Here is a 24,890-nt window from a genome sequence, read left to right as displayed (position 1 = left end):
CTACTCGGCGGGCTGTTCGGCCGGCCGGGCCAGGCCCGCCGTCCACTTCTCCTCGATCCGGCCGAACTTCCACACCAGCAGGGCCACCACCCAGGTGGCGAAGAACAGGCCGACGATCACGAACCCGACGACGTTGAGGTCGAGTCCGGCCACCCAGTCCCAGAAGAAGCCGTGCAGGTCCAGTTTCTCGGCGAGCAGGCCGAGGAGTTCGACGGTACCGATGAGCAGGGCGACGGCAACCGACAGGCCGGTGATGGTGAGGTTGTAGTAGACCTTGCGGACCGGCTTGGAGAAGGCCCAGCCGTAGGCGAAGTTCATGAACGAGCCGTCGATGGTGTCCAGCAGCGACATGCCCGCGGCGAACAGCACGGGCAGGCACAGGATCGCGTACCAGGGCAGGCCCGAGGCGGCCCCGGAACCGGCCAGCACCAGCAGGGCGATCTCGGTGGCGGTGTCGAAGCCCAGCCCGAAGAGCAGGCCCAGCGGGTACATCTGCCAGGACTTGGTGATCGACTTCATGACGCGGCCCAGCAGCCGGTTCATGAAGCCACGGTTGTTGAGCTGCTCCTCCAGGGCGGCCTCGTCGAAGTGACCGTGGCGCATCTGCCGGAAGACCTTCCAGATGCCGGCCAGGATGACGAGGTTGATGGCGGCGATGACGTACAGGAAGGTCCCGGAGACGGTCGTGCCGATCAGGCCGGTGACGTCGTGCAGCTCGGAGTTGTCGTCGCGGACCGGTCCCGCCACCGCCCGCACCCCGAGGGAGAGCAGCAGTGCCAGCACGAAGACGACGCTGGAGTGGCCGAGCGAGAACCAGAAGCCGACCGACAGCGGCCGCTTGCCCTCCCCCATCAGCTTGCGGGTGGTGTTGTCGATCGCGGCGATGTGGTCGGCGTCGAAGGCGTGCCGCATGCCGAGCGTGTAGGCGGTGACGCCGATGCCGATGCCGAAGGACTTCTCGCCGATGCTGTAGTGCTGGGGCGCCACGATGCCGACGAGCGTGAACCAGCCGATGACGTGCAGGGCGATGACGAAGGCGGCCATCCCGCCGACCCTGGTCCACTCGTCCCGCGTCATGGAGGTGCGGAGGCGGTGCCAGGTCATACGGGACGTTCCTTCTCTCGGTCCAAGGCAGCTGCCATCAACCACCTTGTGCCATCCTCCCGTACTTGCAAATCATGTGCAGTAAAGCGCGCGACAGCTCTTCACCATGGAAAGGCAAAGGGCGGCGCGCAGGTCAGGGCGTGGCGTTCGGTCCGTCCGGGCGACTGCGGCGCTGCTCGACCATCTCGCGGCTGAGCTGCTCGGTCTCCTGTTCCGGCAAGCGCTCGAAGCCCTCCTCGGTGATCACCGAGACGATCGGGAAGATCCGCCGGCTGATGTCCGGCCCCCCGGTCGCGGAGTCGTCGTCGGCCGCGTCGTACAGCGCCTGGAGCGCGGCCAGGGCGGACTCGCGCCGGTCCATGCCCGGCCGGAACAGCTTCTTCAGCGCGCCCCGGGCGTAGGGGGAGCCGGAGCCGTCGGCGTGGAAGTCCCGCTTCTCGTACAGACCGCCGGCCACGTCGAAGCTGAAGATGCGGCCCCTGCGGCCCTCGGGCGCCGCCGGGTCGTAGCCCGCCAGCAGCGGTACGACGGCCAGGCCCTGCATGGCCTGCCCCAGGTTCTGGCGGATCATCCCGGCCAGCCGGTTCGCCTTGGCCCCGAGGGTCATGGGGATGCCCTCGACCTTCTCGAAGTGGACGAGTTCGACCTGGTACAGCTTCACCATGTCGAGTGCGAGACCGACCGAGCCCGCGAAGGCGACCGCGGTGTGGTGGTCCGCCGGGTGCACCTTCTCCAGGTCGCGCTGCGCGATCAGGTTGCCCATGGTCGCCCGGCGGTCACCGGCGATCATCACGCCGTCGCGGTAGGTCAGCGCGAGGACGGTGGTGCCGTGCGGGAACCGGTCGGGCGCGGCGCGGACGCCGTCCGGGAAGGGGCGGCGGGTGGGCAGCAGCTCGGGGCGGTGGGCGGCCAGGAACTCGGTGAAGGACGCGCTGCCAGGGGTGAAGAACTCCTCCCCCAGCCGGCCTTCGCTGTCACTCGCCGTCATCCCCGTCCCCCTCCGGTCGTCCCGCGCCGACACACCACTCCTACCTGATGCGGTCCGCCGGGAAACGCCACAAGCCGCCGAAAGCTACCGGTGGGCGTTCGGCCTGCGGTGCGGCGGCTGTTCCGGGGCCGGATGCGAGGGCGCGGGCGGCACGACGAGCACGGCCGGGGCGTCGGCCCGTACCGTCACCGGGGTGCCATGGTGCTTGATGGTCAGCGGCGGGCCCGACAGGAGTGTGTAGGTGGCCTTGTCCGGACCGATCTCCACCCGCAGCCGGCTCTCCAGCAGCTGGAGGCTGAAGGCGAGGCGGCTGAACCGCTCGGGCAGCCGCGGCGCGAAGCACAGGCCCGTGCCGTTGCGGCGTAGCCCGCCGAAGCCGGCGACCAGGGCCGTCCAGGTGCCGGCGAGCGAGGCGATGTGCAGTCCGTCGCGGGTGTTGTGCTCCAGGTCCGCCAGGTCCATCAGCGCGGCCTCGGCCGTGTAGTCGTAGGCGAGCCGCAGATGACCGGCCTGCGCCGCGATGACGGCCTGGCAGCAGGCGGACAGCGAGGAGTCGCGCACCGTCAGCGGCTCGTAGTAGGCGAAGTTGCGGGCGATGTGCTCCTCGTCGAACCAGCTGCCGCAGGTGTACATGGCCAGCACCAGGTCGGCCTGCTTGATCACCTGCTTGCGGTAGAGGTCGAAGTAGGGGAAGTGCAGCATCAGCGGGTACTGGTCCGGGCCGGTGGCGGCGAAGTCCCAGCGCTGGTAGCGGGTGAAGCCCTCGTGCTGCTCGTGCACCCCGAGTTCGTGGTTGTAGGGGATGTACATGGCCTCGGCGGCGTCCCGCCAGGCGGCACTCTCCTCGTCGTCGACGCCCAGCTCGGCGGCCCGGTCCGCATGGCGTTCGCAGGCGTCGGCGGCGGCGAGGAGGTTCGCGCGGGCCATCAGGTTGGTGTACGTGTTGTCGTCGGCGATCGCGCTGTACTCGTCGGGGCCGGTGACGCCGTCGATGTGGAAGGCGCCGCGGTGGTCGTGGTGGCCCAGCGAACGCCACAGCCGGGCCGTCTCCACCAGCAGTTCCGTGCCGGCCTCCCGCTCGAACCGGGTGTCCCCGCTCGCCGCCGTGTAGCGCACGACGGCGTCGGCGATCGCGGCGTTCACATGGAAGGCCGCCGTGCCGGCCGGCCAGTACGCCGAGCCCTCCGAGCCCTCGATGGTGCGCCAGGGGAACGCGGCCCCCCTCAGGCCGAGTTGGGCCGCGCGTTCCCGGGCGGCGGGCAGGGTGCTGTGCCGCCAGCGCAGCGCCTCGGCCACGGCGCCCGGCGAGGTGTAGGTGAGCAGCGGCAGGACGAAGGCCTCGGTGTCCCAGAAGGCGTGGCCGTCGTAGCCGGAGCCGGTCAGGCCCTTGGCGGGAATCGCCCGCTGTTCGGCGCGGGCGCCTGCCTGCAGGACGTGGAAGAGGGCGAACCGGACAGCCTGCTGAACCTCCTCGTCCCCGTCGACCTGGACGTCGGCGCGGGCCCAGAAGTCGTCGAGATAGCCACGCTGCTCCTCCAGGAGCCCGTCCCAGCCGCTGTGCCCGGCGGCCGCCAGGGCTGCCTCCACCTGGTCGCTCATCGCGGGCCGCGAGCGCACGGCGGACCAGCCGTGGGCGACCAGCTTCTCCACCCGCAGCTTCTCCCCCGGCTCCAGCACCGAGGTGACCGTCAGCCGGGCCACGTCCACATTGCTCTCGCCGGCGTACGTGGTCCGTTCCGGGCCGGACACGACGTGGTCGGCGGCCACCGCCACCCGCAGCCCGCTCCGCCTGGTCCGGTGCACCAGGCGCAGCCGGTGCCCGACGGCGACGTCCTCCTCCGCCTCCAGCGGGGACACCAGCGCCTTGGAGCCGCGCGGGTCGCCGTCGGATCCCGGCAGGCTCTCGTTGGCGACGAGCTCCGACTGGATCACCACACGGGAGCGGCTGTCGACGGCCTCCACCTCGTAGGCGACGGCGGCGATCGCCCGCTGGGTGAGCGAGACCAGGCGGGTGGAACGCACCCGGACGGTGGACCCGGCCGGGGACGTCCATTCGCACGTCCGCTCCAGCACCCCCCGTCGCAGGTCCAGCAGCCTCTCGTGCGAGGTCAGCCGCCCGTAGCGCAGGTCGAAGGGCTCGTCGTCGACGAGCAGACGCAGCACCTTGCCGTTGGTGACATTGATGACGGTCTGCCCCGACTCCGGATAGCCGTAGCCGGCCTCCGCATACGGCAGCGGGTGCAGTTCGTACACGCCGCCCAGGTAGCTGCCGGGCAGGCCGTGCGGCTCGCCCTCGTCGAGGTTGCCGCGCCAGCCGACGTGGCCGTTGGAGAGCGCGAAGACCGACTCGCTCTGCGCGAGGACGTCCAGGTCCAGACGGGTCTCGCGCACGGCCCAGGGCTCGACGGTGTAGGAGCGGTGGGTGATCACGCCCGGCCTCCCAGTTCGGACAGGTCCTTCACGACGACGTCCGCGCCGTGCGCGGACAGCGCCTCGGCCTGTCCGACGCGGTCGACGCCGACGACGTAGCCGAAATGGCCGGAGCGGCCCGCGTCCATCCCCGCCAGGGCGTCCTCGAAGACGGCCGCGTGCGACGGCTCGACCCCGAGGTCGCGTGCGGCCGCGAGGAAGGTGTCCGGGTGCGGCTTGCCCGGCAGTTTCCGCTCGGCGGCCACGACACCGTCGATGCGGACCTCGAAGAGGCCCTCGGCCTTGATCGAGCGCAGCACGTCCCGGGTGTTGGCGCTGGAGGAGACGATCGCCGTGCGCAGGCCCTGGGCCCGCACGGCCTCGATGTAGCGCAGGGTGCCGTCGTACGCCTCGACGCCTTCGGTGCGGATCTTCTCCAGCACGAGGAGGTTCTTGCGGTTGCCGACCCCGTTGACGGTCGCCGCCTCCGGCGGGTCGTCCGGCCGCCCCTCGGGCAGTTCGATGCCGCGGGAGGCGAGGAAGGTACGGACGCCGTCGGCGCGCGGGCGGCCGTCGACGTACTCGTCGTAGTCGGCGCCGGCGTCGAAGGGCCGGAAGTCCGCGCCCTCGCGCTCGCGCAGGAACGCGTCGAACGTCTCCTTCCAGGCGGCCGCGTGCACCACGGCCGTCTTGGTGACGACCCCGTCGAGGTCGAAGAGACAGGCCTGGATGTCTTCGGGGAGACCGAGTTGCGTCATAGAGCTACGGTTCCCCGCACACGGGACGCACACCTTGTGGCGCACGCCACACGGGTCAATCGTGCGGGAACGCCCCGGGTGACACACTCTGCGGTGTGCCGCTGACGACGACCTTCGACGACCTGCTCCTGCGTGCCCGCGACCTCACCGGTTCAGGGCGGCGCGCGATCCTCGGGATCGCCGGCAGCCCCGGCGCGGGCAAGACGACCCTGGCCGAGCGGCTGGTGCGGGAGCTGAACGGCACCGGGCGGCCGTGGGTGGCGCAGGTGCCGATGGACGGTTTCCATCTCGCGGACGTAGAGCTGGACCGGCTGGGACTGCGTCGGCGCAAGGGTGCGCCGGAGACGTTCGACGCGGCGGGGTACGCGGCGCTGCTGCGGCGGCTGCGTGACGAGACGGAGAGCGAGGACATCGTCTACGCGCCCGGTTTCGAGCGAGTGCTGGAGCAGCCGATCGCGGGTGCGGTCCCGGTGCCGCCGACGGCCCGGCTGATCGTCACGGAGGGCAACTACCTGCTGCTGGACACGGGGGCGTGGAAGCGGGTGCGCGAGCAACTGGACGAGGTCTGGTACTGCGAGCTCGACGAGGCGGAGCGGATCCGCCGTCTGGTGGCCCGGCACGAGGAGTTCGGCAAGGGCCACCAGGAGGCGGTGGACTGGGTCCTGGGCAGCGACCAGCGCAACGCCGACCTGGTGGCGGCGACACGCGAGCGGGCTGACCTGGTGGTGCCCGGCGTGTGAGACGGCCGGCTCAGGGCCGCAGTGTCAGTGTCGGCTCCCCCCGGTCGTCGTCGGCCCCGAGCACGGCGGTGAAGGCGTCCGTCCGTACGGTCAGCCCTTCCCCGGTGCGTTCGACCGCCACCGTCAGCGGCTCCGCGGAGCCGTACCGTACGGCGAACACGTGCAGGTCCTCCGGCGCGTCCGGCACCGGACCCGCTTCGAAGGCGGTGGAGCTGACGAGGTGGCGCCAGCCCTCGTCGGGGTTGCCGTAGCCGCGGGGGTCGGCGGCGAGGGCGAACGCCGCCTGTTCCTGGGTGAGTTCGGCGCGGGCGTCGAAGTGTTCCGGCCCCTTTGTCCGCGGGTGGGTCAGTCGCAGCGTCCCGGCCGACGCCACCGCGCCCGTCGCCGTCCGGCGGACCCGGTCGCCGTCGTCGGCGGCGTAGGGCAGTCCGGCGAGCAGGTACGCCTCCCCGGGAAGGCGTTCGAGGGCGACCGTCGTCCACAGCCGCGTGCCGTCGGTGACGTACAGGGAGCGCACGTGCCGCAGCACGTGGTCGCGGCCGACGACCGGTTTGCCGACGAGTTTCGCCGTCAGCGTGCCGGTGCGCACGTCCCGGACGCGGACCTCGCCCATGGGACGGCAGAAGACGGAGCCGTCGAGCACCGGGCCGAAGCCGTGCTGGCGGTTGACGGCGGCGGGCAGGTAGTAGGTGCCGCCTGCCTCGATGACGGACGGGGTCATCCGGTCGTCGAAGGCCACCGAGACCGTGCCGGCGCGCAGTTGATGGCGGGCGGGTGCCGTGGACGGTGCGCGGTGCCAGCCGGTGGTGTCCTGGATCTGCCAGACGAGCATCCAGGCGAAGTGGCCGTCGACGCCGCCGTCCGGTTGGGCGGCGTACCGCGCCCAGCGGCTGTCGCCGCGGTAACGGCCGAGGTCGGAGCCGACGCGGGCGCTGAAGTAGCGCAGTCCGAGCACCGACTCGAAGGCGGAGTGCTGTTCGCTGTAGCGCGGTCCGCCGTTGTCGAAGCCGCCGCCCGTCAGACGGGCGTCGATGTAGCGGGCGAGCGCGTCGCCGTCCTCGGCGAAGACCGGCTCGCCGCTGATGCGGTGGGCCTGGGCGAGGAAGGACAGGGAGATCGGACCGTAGTTGTTGTCGTAGGCGCCGCGGTGCTCGGGCGGCAGCAGCGCGCCCCGGTCCGGGACCCGGTGGGCGCGGATCTCGTCGAGGTACAGCCGCAGGGCGCGCTCGCGCATCGCGTCCGCCGGGGCGTCCGGCAGATGGCGGGCGAGCATCAGTCCGCCGACCACGCACCCGATGGCCTGGTTGCCGGCCTCCTGCGGGTTGAAGAAGGTCGCCTCGGTGAGCCAGCGCCAGTAGCCCCGCGCCACCTCCAGCAGCTCGGTCCGCTGCTCCTCCTCGACGAGTCCCTCGGCCAGGTCGAGGAGGTTGACCGCCTGCAGCAGCGCCCACACCGTGCTCGGCCAGTCGCCGATGGGGTGCGCGCCGGCCTCGAGGACGTAACGGGCGTAGGGCAGACCGGAGTCGCGGACCCTGAGGTTCGGGTAGCCGGGGTTGTCCTCGCGGTAGACCCGCTCGCGCAGATGGAAGGCGAGGCTGCGGTGCACCGCCTCGGGCAGGCGCGGATCCTTGGAGCGCTGCCAGGCGAGGGCCAGCAGGGAGGTGACACCGAGCGAGGTGTCGCCGATGTCGTCGTCGGCGTCCGGGTGCTCGAGGTTGCCCTCCGGGGTGATCCGGGCGAGGGCCTGCTCCACGACGCCGGCGAGGACGGCGTCGTACGCCTCGGGGGTGTCGGGCAGGTCGTGGAGCGGACCGCGCTGGCGTGGGAGGTGCACGGAGATCAGCCCTTCATGCCTGAGATGTGGCGCGCAGTGTGAGGGTCAGTGTCTGCGGTCCGTGCCCACCGAGGTAGACGCGGTTCCCGGTCGTCGCGTCGGTGCCGCCGACCACGGTGTAGTCCTCCCCCGGGTCGTACCGCAGTACGTCGCCCCGGTCCGGTCCGGCCAGCGGCTCGCCCGCCTCGACGAAGGCCTCGACCCGGATCTCGTCGTCGCCGACGCGGTAGGTCAACGGCCCGTTCGTCAGGCACCAGCGTCCGTCGCCGAGCGGTACGGCGCCCTGCGGCTCGCCGCCCGGCCGGAAGGTCAGTTCGAGGGCCCAGGGCACCGGTGGGCCGCTGATGTCGATCCTCAGGTCGGCCCCGTCGTCCCGCAGGTCGACCTCGACCCGGGTGGTGTGGGAGACCTCGTCCTGAGGGCGGTGGGGGAAGGCCATCGCCGCGGAGAAGCGGCCCTCGTCCACCAGGCGGTAGGCGCCGTCGTCGCGCCTGCGGTCCTTCGGGAGCGGCTGGTAGTAGGCGCTGGTGAGGGTCTGGGTGAGCCGGTACCGGTGGTCGGCGAGCCGTTCCATGTCGGCGGCGCGGAACGGGCCCAGGTCGAAGAACCCTCGTGAGAGGCGCACCGCGTCGAGGACCGCGGCACCGGCGAACAAGCGCAGGAAGGTGGGGTTGCAGGCCAGGCCCGAGCGGATGCGCCGGTGCTCGGGCACGTCGGAGCCGCCGTACACCACGGTGTGCGCGGTGGCCGAGGCGTGTGCGGCGAGGCGTGCGGTGGGGAGGTACCGGTCGCGCGGGAGCTTCTCCGCGTCCGAAGCCGGCAGGGGGCGGCACAGATCCGGCGTGAGGAGCGTCTGGGCGAGCAGGTCGGGGTCGTGGATGCCGTCGGCGGCCGCCAGGCGGGCCGCGCGGGCGAAGTCGCCCCGGCCGGTGCGGATCGCGAGCAGCCGGTAGTGCGGCAGGTAGGGCCACAGCGCGAACGACATCCTCTGGTCCTGGCGGCGCGAGTGGACGGTCTCCACCGTGCCGTCCGGCCTGATCAGGTCCAGGGTCGCAGCGAGGTTGCGTTCGACGGCGTCCGCCAGGTCGTTACGCCCGAGCACCTCGGCCAGCAACAGCAGCGCCGGGTTGGTGACGATGGACGCGTAGACGGCACTGCGTTCCGAGTAAAGGCCCTCCGCGTCGATGTCGACGCCCTCGGCGAGCCACTCCTCGACACGGGCGAGCAGCCGGTCTTCCGGGAACGAGCGGTGCAGCCGGGCCAGCGCCGCGGACAGCTCCCAGCGGTGGTTGGGGGTGTGCACCCCGCCGGTCAGGAGAGGACCGGTGGCGGCGCCCGCGATGTCGGCGAGCGCCGCCGTGACGTCAGCCAGTTCCGGCCCCGCGCCCGCGGCGAGGACGTGCGCGTCGCACACGTCGTTGACGGTGAACGCGGAGTCCGGCGGCGACTGCACGTTGTCGCCGCCCGCGAAGAGGCCGGAGGCCGTCTGCAGGGACCGCAGGGCACGGAGGTGGGTCAGCGCGGCGGCGACGGCCCGCTCGCTGCCGTGCTGGGCCGACTCCGGCGAGCGGTACGCCGCGACCAGGGTCTTCACGCGCCGGGCCAGGGCGCGGTGCGGCCCGATGAATTCCGCCGACGGGTCGGCCGACCCGTCGGCGGCGAGCGCCGCTGCGCGGACGAACTCGTGGTCGAGCGGGATGGGCAAGGGTCAGTCCTTCAGTCCGGCGTTGATGTCGGCGCTCATGACGTAGCGCTGGAAGACCAGGAAGATCACGATCAGCGGGATCATGGAGATGACCGACGCGCCGAGCAGGACCGACCAGTTGATGTTCTGTGCGCCGACGATGCTCTGGATGCCGATCTGCACGGTGAACTTGTTGGGGTCGTTGAGCATCAGCAGGGGCCAGATGTAGTCGTTCCACCGCCACTGGAAGGACAGGATGGCGAGGGTCAGCATGATGGGCCGGGAGAGCGGCACCATGATCCGCAGGAAGATCGACAGTTCGCGGGCGCCGTCGATGCGCGCGGCTTCCACGAGTTCGTCGGGAACCGTCAGGAAGAACTGGCGGAACATGAAGCATCCGGTCGCGGTGAGCACGGCCGGGAGGATGATGCCGGCGAAGGAGTTGTAGAGGCCGAGGTTGCGGACCACCAGGAACTCGGGGGCGAGCATGACCTCGCCGGGCAGCATCGTGGTGGCCAGGATGCAGATGAAGAAAGCCTTGAGCCACCTGTTGTCGTACTTGGCCAGCGCGTATCCGGTGCAGCAGCTGACTCCCACGGTGAGGATCGTCGTGATCACGCACACGAGGGTCGTGTTGATGAAGTACTGGGAGAAGTTGGCGCTGCGCCACGCCGTCAGGTAGCCCGACAGGGTGGGGTGGTGCGGGACCAGCGTCAGCGGATAGGAGAACAGGTCGCTGGCCGGCTTGAGGGAGCTGAGGATGAACCACAGCACCGGCAGCCCGTAGAGGCAGGCGAGGATCCACAGCAGTGTCGTCGCGGACACCGCCTGCCGCAGCCCACCGGTGGCGGTGCCGCCGGACCGCTTCTTGGAGACGGCCGGTCCGGAGCCCTTCTCGACCGGGCGTGGGATGTCTGTGGTTGTCATCGGTTCTCCACCCGCCGGTTGACGATCAGCTGGATGATCGCGACGGCCATCAGGATGAGCATGAGCACGAACGACGCGGCGCTCGCGTAGCCGATCTGGCCCCGTTTGAAGCCGGTCTCGTAGATGTACTGGACGAGCAGGTTGTTCGAGGTTCCGGGTCCGCCGTTGTTGAGGGCGACGAACACCGGGTACTCCTTCATCGCGTTGATCGTGTTGAGCAGGATGACGATGAACGAGGTGGGCGCGATGCTCGGCAGCGTGATGCTGATGAACTGGCGCCACGGCCCGGCGCCGTCGAGCGAGGCCGCCTCGTAGTACGACACCGGCACGTTCTTGATCGCCGCGATGAACAGCAGCATCGTGAAACCCGTCCACATCCAGGATGCCGCCATCACCACCACCAGCAGCGACAGGTCCGCGTTCGACTGCCATGGAACGGCGCTTCCGCCGAGCTTCTCGATGACGTAGTTGACCAGGCCGAAGTTCTCACCGAACAGCCACCGCCACAGGACACCCACGACGATGGGCGACAGCAGCCACGGGATGAAGAAGATGACGCGGGCGACCGACGCGCCCTTGGCGTGCTTGTTCACCACCAGGTTGGCGGCGAGCAGGGAGAGCGCGAAGTTCAGCGGGACGAAGAGGACGGCGTACAACACCGTCCGGATCAGGGCGTCGTAGAAGGTGGAGTCCCCGAACAGGTGGTGGTAGTTGTCCAGGCCGATGTACTGGAACGCCCCCACACCGGTGTAGTTCGTGAAGGAGTAGACGAGCCCGATCACCGCCGGCCACACGAAGAACAGCCCGAAGAGCACGACATTGGCCGCGATGAGGACGAGCGGCGCAAGGGTGTACTTGCTGCGTCTCCTGGGCGGACTCACGGACACGTCCGAGGCGCTTTTGGTCATCTTCCTGACTCCGTGCTGGTGGAATGGATTCCTGTGGGCTCACGCCGATGAGCCCGACATCACGTGGGCACGCGTGGGGCCGGGCGGCGGAGTCTCGGTCCGCCGCCCGACCCACTGTCCTACGATGCGCCGCCGACCTGCTGGTTGTAGCCGGCCACGATGTTCTCCAGGGCCTTGTCGGACGACTGCTGGCCGTTGATCGCCTTGCCGAGCTCCGTCTTGGTCGGGTCCTCGGTGATGCTCTTGCCCTTCAGCGCCCACTCGGTCTGCGCGCTGTTGAAGTAGCCCGAGATCGGGGCGTAGAGCGGGATCTCCTGGTTGTAGAGCTTGAACGCCGCCTGCGCCGCCGGGGAGGTGAAGGGGTACTTCGGGTTCAGACCGCTCTCGACCGGGAGGAACCCGGAGGACTGCACCAGTTCGGTGTACTGCTTCGGGTCGTAGATCCAGTTCATGAACTTCTTCGCGGCGGTGGCCGCGGCGCCGTTGTTGTTGAAGCCGACCATCATGCCGCCGCTGTTGACGTCACTGGCCTGCACCGGCTGGGCGGGAGTCGGGACGCTCGCCCAGTCGAACTTCTTGATGCTCTCCGCGAAGGACGCGACCTGCCAGACGCCGGACCAGTAGGCGACCACGTCACCGCTCTGGAACATGGCGGACGGGTCGGCGCCGCTGGTCCACACCGACTTCGGCATGGTCTTGTCGTCGTTCCAGCCGACGAAGGTCTTCACGGCCTTCTTCGTCGCGTCGTCCACCGAGAACGTGCCGGAGGAGTCCGCGTGGACGTACTTGCCGCCCATCTCGTACACCATGGCGCGCAGCCGGGAGGGCGACTGGTCGAACGCCAGGGAGTACTTGGCGCCGGTCTTCTCGCGGACCTTGTTGGCCGCCGCGATGAAGTCGGTCCACGTCCACGTCTTGTCGGGCGAGCTCGGGAAGGAGACGTTCGCCTTCTTGAACAGCGACTCGTTGATGAACAGGCCGGAGGCGGTGACGTCCGAGGGGATGGACAGCACCTTGCCGGAGGAGTCCTTGGCGAGGAAGTTGGCGTTGATGTTGTAGCTCTTGTTGTCGGCGATGGACTTGAGGTCGATCAGCTTGTTCGACCAGATCGGGTCCAGCGCCGGCACGGCCGCCACATCGGGCAGGGAGTTCGCCTGCGCGGCGTTGTGCAGCTTCGTCGTGTAGCCGTCGTAGGGGATGTTGACGAGCTTGACGGTGACGCCGGCTTCCTTCTTGTACTGGGAGACCAGCTTCTTCCAGCCCGCGTCCTGGCCCGGAACCGTGGAGATCCAGAACGTCAGCGACTTGGAGTTGCCGCCCGAGCCGGAACCCGACCCGCAGGCGGAGAGCAGCAGGGCACCTGCCGTGGCCACGGCAGCGAGGGGAACCAGGCGGCGTATGCCGCCACGGCCGAGTCGGCGGGAGCGCCGCACACCCACACGGGTCATTTCGATCCCTTTTCGTCGTAGCGGACGGAGCCCGGCGCCGGCCGCTGGTTGTTGCAGGTCCCCGTTTCCTATCACTGCGATTGAATACCCACAAGGGTTATCGCGCCCCGTTGCGGATCCGAAATCCTCAGCCACCCTTGGCAACGGGCCGAAGACTGGTAACCTCCGGACAGCCAGGGAAGACGTATACGGACGGGACTTATCCTCAGTCCGATGGATTATGGGGGAGGGTTGTGAAGCGACCGGCGCCACGTACGGCGACAACTCGGCACGTCACCCAGATCAACCGGACCGCGATACTAGACGTCCTGCGGGAGCACGGCCCACTGTCCCGGCGTGACATCCAGCAGCGCACCGGCCTCGGCTCGGCCACCATCGAGCGGCTGTGCTCCGCCCTCATGGAGGAGGGCGCGGTCGAGGCCGCGGGCCAGGTGCGCCAGTCGGTCGGCCGGCCCTCGACCCTGCTGCGCTTCGCGTCGTCGGCCCGGGCCATCATGGCCGTCGACGTCACCGAGTACACGGCCCGCGGTCGCCTCGTCGACCTGGGCGGAAGCACCCTCTACGAGGAGAGCCACACCTTCGCCCTGGAGGGCCAGGACGCGGGCGCCGCGCGCATCGACGGACTGCTCGCGCTCGTCGACCGGCTGGCCTCGCCCGAGACGGGGGTGACGGCGCCGATCGTGGCGGTCGGCATCACCGTTCCCGGCATCGTGCACGAAGGCGTGGTGACCAAGGCGGTCGAGCTCGACTGGCAGGAGGTGCCGCTCGCCGACATCGTCTCGGCCCGCAGCGGACTGCCGATCCTCGTCGAGAACGACGCCAACGCGACGGCCTACGGCGAGTGGCACAGCGGCGCCCTCGCGAACGCGCACAGCGCCGTCGCGCTGGTGCTCGGCGCCAGACTCGGCGCGGGCATCATCAACGAGGCGCGCCTGCATCGCGGGCACCGCTCGGCGGCGGGCGAGATCGGTTTCCTGCTGACCTCCAGCGCCTCCTTCTCCCGCTACTTCACGGAACAGGGCGACGTCGACTCCACCCTGGCGGCACAGGTGCTTCCGTTCGCCGCGCGGGAGGGTCTGCACGGCAAGCGCATCGGTCCCGCGTTCCGCGCGATGATGGCCTGCTGCCGGGCCGGCGACAGCGAGGCCGAGCAGGCCCGCGACGAGTTCTTCGACTCCATCGCCCTCGCCCTCGTCGCCACCTCCGTCGTGCTCTCGCCCCAGGTCATCGTGCTCGCCGGCGCCTTCGCCCAGTACAGCGAGGAGTCGGCGGAGCAGCTGACCCGGCGCCTCGTCGGCCGGATCCCCTGGGTGCCGCGCATCGCGGTGAGCGACCTGGGCTTCGACGCGGCGATCACCGGCGTGAGCGCGCTGACGATCGAGCACGCCCGCTCCGCGACCTACCTCGCATGAGCCGCCCTCCAGCCCCCCACAAGCCCGATCAAGACGGAGCACGCGTGAAGGACGAAGAGATACGGATAGCGGTCGTGGGCACCGGCGACGTCGCCATGGACCATGCGGCCGCCCTCACCGCCCCGGGCCCGGTCCCCTCGAGGATCGTGGCCGCGGCGGACACCGACCGGCCCCGGCTGGAGGCCTTCCAGGCCAAGCACGGGAACCCGGCCGGCTACGACGACCTCGACGTGCTGCTGGAACGGTCCCGCCCCGACCTGGTGTACCTGTGCACACCCCCCGGCCTCCACCGCGACCAGGCCCTCGCCTGTCTGCGCGCCGGTGCCAGTGTGCTGGTGGAGAAGCCCCCCGCGCTGTCCCTGCGGGAGTTCGACGAGATCGCCGGTGCCGCGAGCGGACCGCCGTGGTTCGCGACCGTGTTCCAGCACCGTTTCGGCCGCGGCCAGGCCGCGCTCAAGTCCCTGGCCGCCTCGGGTGCGCTGGGCCGCCCCCTGCTGGCGGTCTGCCACACCACGTGGTTCCGCGACCAGTCGTACTTCGACGTGCCCTGGCGCGGCCGCTGGGACACCGAGGGCGGCGGGCCCACCATGGGGCTCGGCATCCACCAGATGGACATGATGCTGGACCTGCTCGGCGACTGGACCGAGATACAGGCCCTCACCAGGACGCAGGCCCGCCGTACCGAGACCGAGGACGTCTCGATGGCGCACGTGACGTTCGCGAACGGCGCCGTCGCCTCGGTGGTCAACAGCTCCCTCTCGCCGCGCCAGGAGTCCTATCTGCGCTACGACTTCGAGTACGCCACCGTCGAGGTCACCCACCTGTACGGCTACCGGGACGAGGACTGGCGGGTGACCCCGGCACCGGGACACGACCACGTCCTCACCGAGTGGAAGGCCGCCATGGCCGGCGCCGGGGACGGGGCCGGCGCCCAGAACTCCCGCAGCGGTCACTGGGCGCAGTTCGCCAAGGTGCTCACCAGTCTGCGGGAGGGCACCCCGCCGCCCGTGCCGCTGGCCGAGTCCCGGCGCACCCTCTCCCTGGTGGCCGCCCTCTACGCCTCCGGCGCCGTCGGCCGTCCCGTCACGCCCTCGGACGTCGCTCCCGGCACGCCGTTCTACGACAGCATGTCCGGCCGGCGCCCCGACTGACACCGCGTTCACCCGCACGACAGGTCCCGGCCGCCCAACCCCCTCCGCCGGGACACGAACCGGCCGTAGATCTTCGCACAGACGCGTCGGTCGACCCGGGCGGCTCACGCACCGTCCACGAGTCCCTCACGAGCGCACGCCATGTCACCCCCTTCGGCCGCACGGCCGCAGAACTGAAGAGAGGCACACGCATGCCGTCATCTGCCGGGCACCGCTCCCCCTCCGTCGGCAGACGGGGCTTCCTGAAGACCTCCCTGGGCGCCTCGGCGGGTGTGCTGGCCGCGCCCACCTTCGCCTCCTGGCTGGCCGCCGCGGACGCCAAGGCCGCGACCGGCCCCGCCGCGTTCGTCGACGACTACAGGACCAACCTCCCGACGAACCTCACGCCGGAGACGAACGCGGTCGTCCGGATCCTCGGCGGCTTCGCTCAGGTGTGGAAGACGGGCGGCGCCTGGAACACCGGCACGCCACTGCAGCCCGAACTGCTGCGCGCCAACGTCCGCTACAGCGTCCGCATCACGCATGCGCGCACGGAGGAGCAGGCCAAGGAGGCGTTCATCTACGACCGCCAGCACCAGAGCTACGCGATGATCGCGGGCCTGGGTCCGCTGGCCGACGTGTACAAGGCCGGCGCCAAGGCGGTCACCTCGATCACCAGCGCCCCCGACGGCACTCCCCCCACCACCGTCAGCGACGCCGTTCCGGCCGACGCCCCGGCGGGCTCGGCGCAGGGCGCCGGTTCGCACGACTCCGATCTCGGCAAGGTGGCCGAGCTGGTCGACACCGTCCGCGGCACCTGGGCGTCGGGCAATCCGTCCAAGTACGCCTACCAGTACCCGCGGCCCTGGCGCATGAACGAGAACAGCCAGGTCGTCGACACCGGGAAGACGGACGCGCTCGGCTACCCGGTCTACGACTCCGAGGTGGTCGTCGCGCCCCAGCTGCTGCGCCAGCGCAACACCTCCCCCACGGACGACGGCGGCTTCCCCAGCGGCCACACCAACGCCTTCCACCTGGCCGGCCTCGCCTACGCGTACGCCGTGCCGGAGCGCTTCCAGGAACTGGTGACGCGGGCCCTCGAACTCAGCCACACCCGGATCGTGGCGGGCATGCACTCCACGGTCGACGTGATCGGGGGCCGCATCATGGCCACCGCGCTCGCTGCCGCCACCCTGGCCGACCCGGCGAACGCGAGCCTGAAGGCGGCCGCCCGTGCCCAGGCCCTGGCCTACTTCACCCAGAAGACCGGTACGAATGCCGACACCCTCTTCGCCTACGCGCACTCCGACGCCTCCGACGCCTACGCCGACCGGGACGCCAACGCCTGCGCGGTCGAGCCCCGCCTGACGTACGTGCTCACCCGCCAGGGCCGCAGCGTGCCGCTGACCGTGCCCAAGGGCGCGGAGGTGCTGCTGGAGACGCGGCTGCCCTACCTGGACGCCGACCAGCGCCGGGAGGTGCTGCGGACCACCGCGCTGCCCTCCGGGTACGTGCTGCTGGACGGCTTCGAGCAGTGGGGGCGGCTGAACCTGTTCGCCGCCGCCGACGGTTACGGCGCCTTCGACTCCGACGTGACCGTGACGCTGGACGCGGCCGCGGGCGGCTTCGGCGCGGCCGACAGCTGGCGCAACGACATCGAGGGCGACGGCGGGCTGACCAAGCAGGGCACCGGCACGCTCACCCTGACCGGGCACAACACGTACACGGGCGGCACCGTGGTGAAGGACGGCACGCTGGTCGCCGCCTCGTCCCACGCGCTGGGCCACGGAGACGTGCGGGTGTCCGGCGGCTCGCTGCGGGTGCAGCGACCGGTGCAGGTGCACGGCGTCTACTCCCAGGAGTCCGCCACGCTGGCGCTCACGCTGCGCTCGGGCCACGAGCCCGCCCTTGAGGTGACGCGCCGGGCGCTGCTCGGCGCGGGCAGCGTGCTGTCGCTGCAGCTAGACGCCGACCGGCCGCCGGCCGCGGGCCGCACGGTGCGCGTCCTGGCGGCTCCGTCGCTGCGCGGCCAGTTCGACCGCGTGGAGCTGAACTCCGACCGGCTGCGGGCCGTACCCGTCTACACGACGGAAGGTCTGTCGGTACGACTCCTGAAGCGGTGACGCCCGAGGGCGGGAGCTGATGCGAGAGTAGGGCCATGAGAAGGGCCCGGATCACTCCCGCCCGCCCGCGGTCCCTGTCACCGCGGGGCGGATGATGGCGCACGAACAGCACTCGGTCCTCGATCCCCGGGCGCCGGACGGCGAGGAACGGCCGCCACCCCCGGTGACGGTCGCCCCGCCGCCCGGCCGACCCTGGCGGCGCCTGCTGCTGCCGCTCCTGGTGGTGGTGCTGCTCGCCCAGATGGCCGCCGCCATGGTCACCACGGCCGTACAGCAGACGCCGACGATCGACGAGCCGATCTACGTCGCCGCGGCCGCCGACTATGTCCACGAGCACCGCGTCCGCCTCAATCCCGAGCACCCGCCGCTCGGCAAGCTCGTCATCGCCGCCGGGGTGGCGATCGCCGACCCGCACCTGGACACGTCCTACAAGGGCGACCAGAGCCGGTTCGCCCAGCATCTGCTGTACGCCTCCGGCAACGATCCCTGGCGGCTGATGTTCTGGGCCCGTCTGCCGGTGATCGTGCTGACGCTGCTGTTCGGGCTCGTGGTGTTCGCCTTCGCCCGTGAACTGGCGGGCGGCGCGGCCGGGTTGGCGGCCCTGGCGCTGTACGCCTTCTCCCCCGACCTGATCGCCCACGGATCGCTGGCCACGCTGGACGTGCCGGCCGCGGGATTCGTGCTGACCTCGGCCTGGCTGCTGTGGCGGGCCCGTCGGCGGCCCCGGCTGTACGTCCCCCTGGCGGGGCTGGCCCTCGGGGCGGGCCTGGCGACCAAGATGAGCGTGCTGCCGGTGGTTCCCGTGCTGGTGGCGCTGGCCGCGTGGGCGGTGTGGCGGCCGGGGTCCGCGGACCGGCGCCGGGCCCTGGTGCGCTCGCTCGGGGCCGCCGTCGTCGTCGCGGTGGCCGCCGTGGCCGTCGTATGGGCGTCGTATCTCGTGGTCGATCCGCGGCTGCGGTGGTCGCCGGCCGGGCAGCAGGTGCCCGCCGTGCACGGGCTCAAGGGGCTGCTGGTGCAGCTCATGCCGGTCCCCGAGTCCTACCGGGACGGGATGCGCATCCAGTTCGGGCTGGAGAAGTACCCGTGGCAGGGCTTCCTGTTCGGGCATCTGTACACCGGGTCCCGCTGGTACTACCTGCCGGCCGCGCTGCTGGTGAAGACACCGCTGGGCATGCTCGCGCTGTGGGCCGCCGGTGCCGTCGTGCTGGTGATGGTACGGCGGCTGCGGCCCGCCGCGCCCTATGTGCTGGTCCCGGCCGCCGTGCTGATGGCCTCCGCGATGACCGGCTCGCGGGACTTCGGGACCCGCTACGCCCTCTTCATGCCGATGTTCCTGGCAGTGGCGGCCGGGTGTGTGCTTCTGGTGCGGTGGCGGTGGGCGTCGCTCGCGACGGGGGCGCTGATGGTGTTCGTCGCGGTCAGTTCCCTGCGGACCTTCCCCTACTACCTGCCGTACTCCAACGAGGCGTTCGGCGGTCCGTCCAGGACCTATCTGCGGCTGCACGACTCCAACGTGGACTGGGGGCAGGACCTCGGCCGGCTCGCGGACCGGCTGCGCGAGCGCTATCGGGGCGAGCGGGTCTGGCTGGTGTACAAGGGCAGCGGTGTGCCGGCGTACTACGGCATCGACGCGTCCGATCCGCGCAAGGTGCCGGCGCGTCAGGTGCACGGCCTGCTGGTCGTGTCGGACACGGCGGTCGACAAGGCGCGCGGGCAGCTCAGGACCCTGATCGACAGCAGTCGCCCGGTCGACGAGGTCGGTCATTCGATCACGGTCTACCGCCGGTGACACCGGCGTCCCGGAAGGCGATCCGAGGGTCCGTCCGGGGGTGCCGGATGCGCCCGTACAAGCCCTGGTCACGGCGGTGTGTGAGCTATGTTGAAGCACTGTGGGAGACAAAGGAGGCGCACCGGTGCCATCGCCGCAGCAGGCACGCGCACAGGCATCCGCGATCACCTCGGGCAGGACCGCTCCGGAGGCCGAGGCCGCACCGGCGTCCCAGCTCAGAACCCTCTTCGACCGGCCCCGGCTCTCCCCGGGCCAGCGGCGCATCGCCCAGTACCTGATCGAGCACATCACCGAGGCGGCGTTCCTGTCGATCACCGATCTCGCCGAGCGCGTCGGCGTGAGCCAGCCGTCGGTGACCCGGTTCGCGGCGGCGGTCGGCTTCAGCGGTTATCCGGCGCTGCGCGAGAAGCTCCAGTCGGTCGCCCTGGGCCATCTGGCGGGCGGGCCCGGAGCGCCCGAGGAGAACGGCAGCAACGAACTGCAGTCGGCGGTGGACGCCGAGATCGAGAACCTGGAGAACCTGCGGCGCGACTTCGCCGACCCGGACCAGCTGATCGACGTCGGCCGCAAGCTGTCGGCCTCCACTCCGCTGACCGTTCTCGGGCTGCGCATCTCGGTCTCACTGGCCGAGTACTTCGCGTATGCCGCCCGGCGGATCCACCCGGACGTGCGGCTGGTGACGCGGGGCGGCAGTGTCGCCTACGACGCCCTGCTGCAGTCCCGGGAGGCGGGCGGCACCTGGGTGCTGGCGTTCTCGATGCCCCGGCACGCCCAGGAGACCCTCACGGCCGTGCAGGTGGCGCGCAGCGCCGGACTGAAGGTCGCCCTGGTGACCGATCTGGCGCTGGGTCCGGTCGCCGACGAGGCGGACGTCGTCTTCGCCACCGGCACCGGCTCCCGGCTGGTCTTCGACTCCTATGCCGCGCCCGGGCTGATCGCCGCCGCGCTGCTGCAGGCCATGACCGATGCCGACCCGGAGCGCACCCAGGCCCGGCTGGAGGAGTACGAACAGATCTCCGACCAGCACCAGTTCTTCCTGCGGGACTGACGGCGGAGCGGGTCCACCGTAACCTTCGGTAACACCTTCCCCACGCACCGTCTCGAATTACAAAGGGACCTTTCACAACATATCGCGCATGAATGTTTTCATACGTCTTGCAAAGCAGACGGCATATATAAATACTGCTCACGCGTCACCCGGACATCCGTAGCCGCCGTCTCCTACCCGCGTCGGCGCGCGGGCTTCCGGGCGGGCCTCGTCCGTGCGAGCGCCCGTGGTGGCCCCGGTCATCCCCTAGGCCGGGGCCGCCCGCACGCACCCGTCGGACCACCCCTCACGACGCCGCACACCGGAAGCGATCACCCATGCAACTGACGACCACGCGCCTCAGCCCGGACTGGCCGTGCCAGGTCAAGCAGCCCGGCTCCTACGACTGGGAGCGCTCGGCGGCCAAGTGGCTGCGGGAGCTGGTTCCGGCGCGCTACGCCGGCTATCCGGCCATGCTCCGCCACCCCGTGCTGCTCGCCCGCCACGCGCAGATCCAGGTCCAGCACGAGATCCGGGTCGCCCGCACCGCGCTGCAGACCGCCCGCGCCGACCTGCCCCGCCTGGGCCTGCCCGAGTCGGTCATCGAGCACACGATCAAGCTGTACGCGGCCGAGGTGCTGCAGCTCCAGCACATCGCGCGCAGCGTCCGCGCGGTCACCCAGGCCCTGGTCGAGGCCGGGCGCTGAACACCGGCCCGGCCCCCGGCGCATGATCCGCGCCGCGCGTGGCACACGTGGTGACCATGAGCACCACCGAGCTGCGCAGCGGGGAACCGGTCACCACCGTCCTGACCTGGCAGGTGCGCCCCGGCCACGAGCGGGAGTTCGAGGAGTGGACCGAGGGCGTCACACGCTGCGCCAGACGGTTCCCGGGCAACGAGGGCGTCTCCTGGCTGCGGCCCGAGGACGGCCACCGCTACCACGCGGTGCTGCGCTGGTCGGATCCGCGCCGGCTGACCCGCTGGCTGGAGTCCGCCGAGCGGGCGGAGTGGCACGAGCGGATCGAGGGCGTCGCCACCGAGGTCGGCAGCGAGCGGCAGTCGACCACCGGCCTGGAGACCTGGTTCAGCCTGCCGGGCACCACCGTGCGGTCCCCGCCCCGCTGGAAGATGGTCCTCACCACCTTCCTCGGCGCCTACCCGTTCACCCTGCTCGTCCAGGCCCTGGTGACGCCCCGTACCACGGCCTGGCCGCTGCCGCTGCGGGCGGCCGTCTTCCCCCTCGTGCTGCTGCCGGTGCTGACGTACCTCGTCATGCCGCTGCTGAGCCGCATGGTGCGCCAGTGGCTGTACCGGCAGCCCGACGAGTGACCGGAGCACACCCCTTCGGGATGTCCACCACGACACACCCATGGTCCTCTTTCGAGTGAAGCCCGGGCAGGCAAGGGTGCGATCGAAGCGTGTCCGATGTGCGATGCTCGACGCGTGACGAGCGAGCCCGCCACGCCGGCGGAGTCCCCGACCGCGGCTGACACCGTTGCGCTGGCCAAGATCGTCGCCAGGCAGCGAGCGGAACTGGACCGGCTGCGCGACCTGGCGGCGACGTCGGCCGTCCTGGAGCGCGCGAAAGGTGCCGTCATGGCGCTGACCGGCTGCTCTCCGAACGCCGCCGAGGAGCAGTTGCAGAAGGGGGCCGAGGCGGGCCGTCACACGCTTCTGGAGGAGTGCTGGATCACGCTCGGCTCCCTGGCGCCGTCGTCCGCCACTGCCCCGGAACCCGACACCGCCGCCTTCACCGCCTCCCTCTCCCTGCCCCTCAGGGAGCCGGCCGCGGCCGAGGAGAGCTCCGCCACCCTGGCCACCCTCGGCAGGGAACTCGTCCATGTGGCCACCCCGCAGGCGCTCGCCGGCTGTCTGCTGGAGCACCTCGGGCCCGAAGTGGGCGCCGACGCGGTGATGCTCTACGCACTGATGCCCACGGGCGGACTGGACCTGATCGGGCACGCCGGTGTCGACGAGGAACTGGCCGCCCAGTGGCAGCACGTGCCGCCGCTGAGCGGGGTCGCCGCGCTCGACTCGCTGCGCGCGGGCGAACCACGCTGGCTGGAGGACCTGGAGTCGGACCGCAAGCGCTACCTGCTCATCGGGGATCCGCCCAGCCGGTGGCCCACCCGCGCCTGGCTGCCCGTACCGGCCCACGGGCCGACGGTCACGCGCACGGCCACCGCCGCGGCACCGGGCGACGTGTGCATCGGCGTGCTGCGCGCCCGTGGGGGGCCGTTCGCCGACGAGACGCGCGAGCACCTGCGGGCGGTGGCCCGGCTGTGCGCCGGCCGGCTGCGCGCCCTCGACACCCGGCCCCCCGTCTCCGCCGACGACGCCATGGACGTCGTGCGGGCGGTGTTCGACGCGCTGCCCGGCGCCACCATGCTGCTCACCCCGCTGCGCACCCCCTCCGGGGACGTCAGGGACTACCGCATCGACGCGGCCACGGCCCACTCCCCGGACGTGGTCGGCCACGTGGGACGCGAACTGGTCGGCCGCGGCTTCCGGGAGTGCTGCCCGACGCTGTTGGGCGAGCCGGTGTGGCAGGGCTTCCGGCGTGCGCTCACCACCGGAGAGCCGTACGAGAGCGAGCAGTTCGCGCACCAGGAGGTCGTGGACGGCATCGCGGAGCTGTCCACCTACTCGGTGCGGGCGGCACGCCTGGACCAACGGCTCGTCGTCACCTGGGTCCGGCACGGCTCCTCGGACCGGCAGGAACAGCGGCTGGCCGACGTGCAGCGGCTGGGCAACCTGGGCTGGGCCAGCTGGAACCTGCTCACCCAGGAGGTCACCTGGTCCTCCCAGGTCTTCTCCCTGTTCGGGCGGGACCCGGCGGACGGCCCGATCGGCCTGACCCGGCTGCCCGACCTCGCGCTGCCCGAGGACGCGGCCGCCCTGACCCAGGCCATCGCCGAACTCCTGCGTGCGGGGCGGTCGTTCGACGTGCCCTTCCGCATCCGGGTGGCGGGCAGGCTACGCCATCTGCGCGCCGTCGCGGAGGCCGTGCCGGACTCCCACGGCGCGACCGTCGAGGTGCACGGCGTCATCCAGGACCTCACGGCCCAGCGCAGCACGGAACTCGCCCTCATCGAGAGCGAGCGGGCCATCCTCACCCAGCACGACGTGCTGCGGGCCGAGCGGACCCTGGCCGGCCGGCTCCAGCACGCGCTGCTGCCGCTGCCCACCCGCCCGGTGCCGCTGGCCGGGCTGCGGGTCGACGTCGCCTATCTGCCCGCCCAGTCGGGCATCCACGTGGGCGGGGACTGGTTCAGCGCCATCGAACTGCCCAACGGGGACGCCCTGTTCGTGGTCGGCGACGTCGCCGGGCACGGCATCGACTCGGTGGCCTCGATGGCCCTGCTCCGCTTCACCGCCAAGGGCATGGTCATCACCGGCTCCTCGCTGACCGGCGCGCTGGCCCGGCTCAACACCCTGCTGCTGCACTCCCGGGACTCGCACGGCACCGCGACCATGGTGCTGGCCCGCTACAACGCCGCCGAGCGGCGCCTGGTGTGGGCCCAGGCCGGCCATCCGCCGCCGCTGCTGCTGCGCGACGGAGTCGCGCGCTACCTCGACCGCCCCCGCGGCATGCTGCTGGGCGCGAGCGCAACGCCCGCCTTCGAGGAGGCGGAGTGCCGGCTGGAGCCCGGCGACCGCGTCGTCCTCTACACCGACGGCCTGGTCGAGCGGCCCGGCGAGGGCATCGACAAGGGCCTGACACGGCTCACCGAGGCGGTGCTCGCCCACCACACCGACGAACCCGGCTCCCTGGCACCCCTGTTGGCCGGGATGCTGGAGGGCGACCGGCGCGACGACGTCTGCATCGTGGACATCAGGGTCCCGGTCGACCCGGAGTAGCCCCGCGGCGGGCCCTCGTCCTCCTCCTGGTCCCACGGTGTCAGCCGGTGGCGGCGGTCCGGGATTCGAGGGCCTGCCGGGTGTCGTTGCCGTAGACGCCGGTCTCATCGCCGCGGATGCCGTACCAGAGCTGGAAACGGGCGACCGCCGCCTCGAGGGTGGCGTCGTAGCGGCCGTCGGTGGAACCGTTGTGGTAGACGTCCGGGATGTCGCGCAGGCGTTGCTGCAGGTCGATGACGGCGGGGCCGCTGTCGCCCTCGCGGAGGGTGCCCGCGCCGTCGGGGTCGGCCGCGCCGGACGCCGTCGGCGTCGGCTCGGCCGAGGCCGTCGGGCTGGGTGACGGTGCGGGGGTGGCGGCCTCGCCGCTGCGGCCGGGCAGCAGCAGGGCGCAGCCGAAACCGACGAGGGCGGCCGCAGCGACGGCGACCGTGACGGCGGCGCGGCGCAGTCCGGACCCGAAGCCGAACCGGCGTCCGCCGTCCGGGGCGGGGGCGCGCACCGGCGGGAGTTCCTGGGTCTCGCCCTCGTCCCAGGAGTGCGGGTCGGGCACGGCGACCGGCTCGAGACCGGCGGCGCCCTGCTCCATCTCCTTGAACAGCTCCGCCAGGGCGTCGGTGCGGCGCGGGCGCAGGACGACGATGGGCTCCAGCGGCGGGCGGTCGTCGGGCGATCCGGATGCCGGAGGTGTGGGCACACTGCTCTCCTTCCGTGCCGGGACGGGACTCTTCGCCGTTCCCGGGGAGTGAT

The 24,890-nt window shown here is 71.3% G+C and carries 19 protein-coding genes; 9 read left to right on the top strand and 10 right to left on the bottom strand.

Annotation, left to right across the window (positions count from 1 at the left end):
• The 4 genes from ABZ453_RS12210 to ABZ453_RS12195 all read right to left on the bottom strand — a co-directional run bounded on the left by ABZ453_RS12210 (position 1) and on the right by ABZ453_RS12195 (position 5,259).
• Complete coding sequence (locus ABZ453_RS12210; RefSeq protein ID WP_356762869.1) at positions 1-1,077, bottom strand: HoxN/HupN/NixA family nickel/cobalt transporter; 1,077 nt, start codon at positions 1,075-1,077, stop codon at positions 1-3.
• Between the two features lie 160 nt (positions 1,078-1,237).
• Positions 1,238-2,092 carry a proteasome subunit beta gene (prcB, locus tag ABZ453_RS12205; protein WP_359014188.1) on the bottom strand — a complete coding sequence of 285 codons (855 nt, stop codon included), beginning with the start codon at positions 2,090-2,092 and terminating at the stop codon, positions 1,238-1,240.
• An 84-nt stretch (positions 2,093-2,176) separates the two neighbouring features.
• Complete coding sequence (locus tag ABZ453_RS12200; RefSeq protein ID WP_359014186.1) at positions 2,177-4,522, bottom strand: glycosyl hydrolase family 65 protein; 2,346 nt, start codon at positions 4,520-4,522, stop codon at positions 2,177-2,179.
• Positions 4,519-5,259, bottom strand: coding sequence for a beta-phosphoglucomutase family hydrolase (locus tag ABZ453_RS12195; protein WP_359014184.1), 741 nt, complete (start codon positions 5,257-5,259; stop codon positions 4,519-4,521). Before ABZ453_RS12195 ends, ABZ453_RS12200 begins: the two co-directional genes overlap by 4 nt.
• 101 nt (positions 5,260-5,360) lie before the next feature.
• Here ABZ453_RS12195 and ABZ453_RS12190 point away from each other — a divergent pair, with 101 nt between their 5' ends.
• Positions 5,361-5,999, top strand: a complete 639-nt coding sequence (locus ABZ453_RS12190) for a nucleoside/nucleotide kinase family protein (protein WP_359014449.1) — start codon at positions 5,361-5,363, stop codon at positions 5,997-5,999.
• Between the two features lie 10 nt (positions 6,000-6,009).
• Here the strand turns inward: ABZ453_RS12190 and ABZ453_RS12185 are convergent, their stop codons facing one another.
• The 5 genes from ABZ453_RS12185 to ABZ453_RS12165 form a co-directional block, all read right to left on the bottom strand.
• The gene (locus ABZ453_RS12185; protein WP_359014182.1) at positions 6,010-7,833 is read right to left on the bottom strand and encodes a hypothetical protein; all 1,824 of its coding nucleotides are present in this window, start codon (positions 7,831-7,833) and stop codon (positions 6,010-6,012) included.
• A 13-nt stretch (positions 7,834-7,846) separates the two neighbouring features.
• On the bottom strand, positions 7,847-9,538 hold the full coding sequence (locus ABZ453_RS12180) for a hypothetical protein (protein WP_359014180.1): 1,692 nt from the start codon (positions 9,536-9,538) through the stop codon (positions 7,847-7,849).
• A gap of 3 nt (positions 9,539-9,541) precedes the next feature.
• The gene (locus tag ABZ453_RS12175; RefSeq protein WP_359014178.1) at positions 9,542-10,444 is read right to left on the bottom strand and encodes a carbohydrate ABC transporter permease; all 903 of its coding nucleotides are present in this window, start codon (positions 10,442-10,444) and stop codon (positions 9,542-9,544) included.
• On the bottom strand, positions 10,441-11,352 hold the full coding sequence (locus tag ABZ453_RS12170) for a sugar ABC transporter permease (RefSeq protein WP_359014176.1): 912 nt from the start codon (positions 11,350-11,352) through the stop codon (positions 10,441-10,443). The genes ABZ453_RS12175 and ABZ453_RS12170 overlap by 4 nt, the downstream gene beginning before the upstream one ends.
• A 119-nt stretch (positions 11,353-11,471) precedes the next feature.
• Complete coding sequence (locus ABZ453_RS12165; protein ID WP_359014174.1) at positions 11,472-12,800, bottom strand: extracellular solute-binding protein; 1,329 nt, start codon at positions 12,798-12,800, stop codon at positions 11,472-11,474.
• A gap of 233 nt (positions 12,801-13,033) precedes the next feature.
• On the opposite strand from ABZ453_RS12165, the gene ABZ453_RS12160 reads away from it, so the two are divergent.
• The 8 genes from ABZ453_RS12160 to ABZ453_RS12125 all read left to right on the top strand — a co-directional run bounded on the left by ABZ453_RS12160 (position 13,034) and on the right by ABZ453_RS12125 (position 24,143).
• On the top strand, positions 13,034-14,212 hold the full coding sequence (locus tag ABZ453_RS12160; protein ID WP_359014172.1) for an ROK family transcriptional regulator: 1,179 nt from the start codon (positions 13,034-13,036) through the stop codon (positions 14,210-14,212).
• Positions 14,213-14,256: 44 nt separating this feature from the next.
• Positions 14,257-15,363 carry a Gfo/Idh/MocA family oxidoreductase gene (locus ABZ453_RS12155; RefSeq protein WP_359014170.1) on the top strand — a complete coding sequence of 369 codons (1,107 nt, stop codon included), beginning with the start codon at positions 14,257-14,259 and terminating at the stop codon, positions 15,361-15,363.
• A gap of 191 nt (positions 15,364-15,554) precedes the next feature.
• Complete coding sequence (locus ABZ453_RS12150) at positions 15,555-17,465, top strand: phosphatase PAP2 family protein (protein WP_359014168.1); 1,911 nt, start codon at positions 15,555-15,557, stop codon at positions 17,463-17,465.
• Between the two features lie 91 nt (positions 17,466-17,556).
• Complete coding sequence (locus tag ABZ453_RS12145) at positions 17,557-19,254, top strand: phospholipid carrier-dependent glycosyltransferase (RefSeq protein WP_359014166.1); 1,698 nt, start codon at positions 17,557-17,559, stop codon at positions 19,252-19,254.
• 124 nt (positions 19,255-19,378) lie between these two features.
• The gene (locus tag ABZ453_RS12140) at positions 19,379-20,302 is read left to right on the top strand and encodes a MurR/RpiR family transcriptional regulator (RefSeq protein WP_359014164.1); all 924 of its coding nucleotides are present in this window, start codon (positions 19,379-19,381) and stop codon (positions 20,300-20,302) included.
• A 317-nt stretch (positions 20,303-20,619) separates the two neighbouring features.
• On the top strand, positions 20,620-20,988 hold the full coding sequence (locus ABZ453_RS12135) for a hypothetical protein (RefSeq protein ID WP_133043729.1): 369 nt from the start codon (positions 20,620-20,622) through the stop codon (positions 20,986-20,988).
• A gap of 56 nt (positions 20,989-21,044) precedes the next feature.
• Positions 21,045-21,611, top strand: coding sequence for an antibiotic biosynthesis monooxygenase (locus ABZ453_RS12130; protein WP_359014162.1), 567 nt, complete (start codon positions 21,045-21,047; stop codon positions 21,609-21,611).
• A 114-nt stretch (positions 21,612-21,725) separates the two neighbouring features.
• Positions 21,726-24,143: a SpoIIE family protein phosphatase gene (locus ABZ453_RS12125; RefSeq protein WP_359014160.1), complete on the top strand. Its 2,418-nt coding sequence runs from the start codon at positions 21,726-21,728 to the stop codon at positions 24,141-24,143.
• Positions 24,144-24,183: 40 nt separating this feature from the next.
• Here the strand turns inward: ABZ453_RS12125 and ABZ453_RS12120 are convergent, their stop codons facing one another.
• A complete protein-coding gene (locus ABZ453_RS12120; protein WP_359014158.1) occupies positions 24,184-24,837 on the bottom strand; it encodes a peptidoglycan-binding domain-containing protein in 654 nt (217 codons plus the stop codon).
• Positions 24,838-24,890: the final 53 nt, after the last annotated feature.

This window comes from Streptomyces sp. NPDC005799 (assembly GCF_040630525.1).
In the GTDB taxonomy this organism is placed as follows: domain Bacteria; phylum Actinomycetota; class Actinomycetes; order Streptomycetales; family Streptomycetaceae; genus Streptomyces; species Streptomyces griseorubiginosus_B.
The sequence above is the reverse complement of the archived record's forward strand: the minus strand, read 5'-3'. Positions and strand labels throughout refer to the sequence as shown.

Excerpts from the sequence above, each read along its gene's own strand:
- ABZ453_RS12210 (WP_356762869.1), bottom strand. The coding sequence starts at position 1,077 with ATGACGCGGGACGAGTGGACCAGGGTCGGCGGGATGGCCGCCTTCGTC.
- prcB (WP_359014188.1), bottom strand. The coding sequence starts at position 2,092 with ATGACGGCGAGTGACAGCGAAGGCCGGCTGGGGGAGGAGTTCTTCACC.
- ABZ453_RS12195 (WP_359014184.1), bottom strand. The coding sequence starts at position 5,259 with ATGACGCAACTCGGTCTCCCCGAAGACATCCAGGCCTGTCTCTTCGAC.
- ABZ453_RS12175 (WP_359014178.1), bottom strand. The coding sequence starts at position 10,444 with ATGACAACCACAGACATCCCACGCCCGGTCGAGAAGGGCTCCGGACCG.
- ABZ453_RS12170 (WP_359014176.1), bottom strand. The coding sequence starts at position 11,352 with ATGACCAAAAGCGCCTCGGACGTGTCCGTGAGTCCGCCCAGGAGACGC.
- ABZ453_RS12165 (WP_359014174.1), bottom strand. The coding sequence starts at position 12,800 with ATGACCCGTGTGGGTGTGCGGCGCTCCCGCCGACTCGGCCGTGGCGGC.
- ABZ453_RS12150 (WP_359014168.1), top strand. The coding sequence starts at position 15,555 with ATGCCGTCATCTGCCGGGCACCGCTCCCCCTCCGTCGGCAGACGGGGC.
- ABZ453_RS12145 (WP_359014166.1), top strand. The coding sequence starts at position 17,557 with ATGATGGCGCACGAACAGCACTCGGTCCTCGATCCCCGGGCGCCGGAC.
- ABZ453_RS12135 (WP_133043729.1), top strand. The coding sequence starts at position 20,620 with ATGCAACTGACGACCACGCGCCTCAGCCCGGACTGGCCGTGCCAGGTC.
- ABZ453_RS12130 (WP_359014162.1), top strand. The coding sequence starts at position 21,045 with ATGAGCACCACCGAGCTGCGCAGCGGGGAACCGGTCACCACCGTCCTG.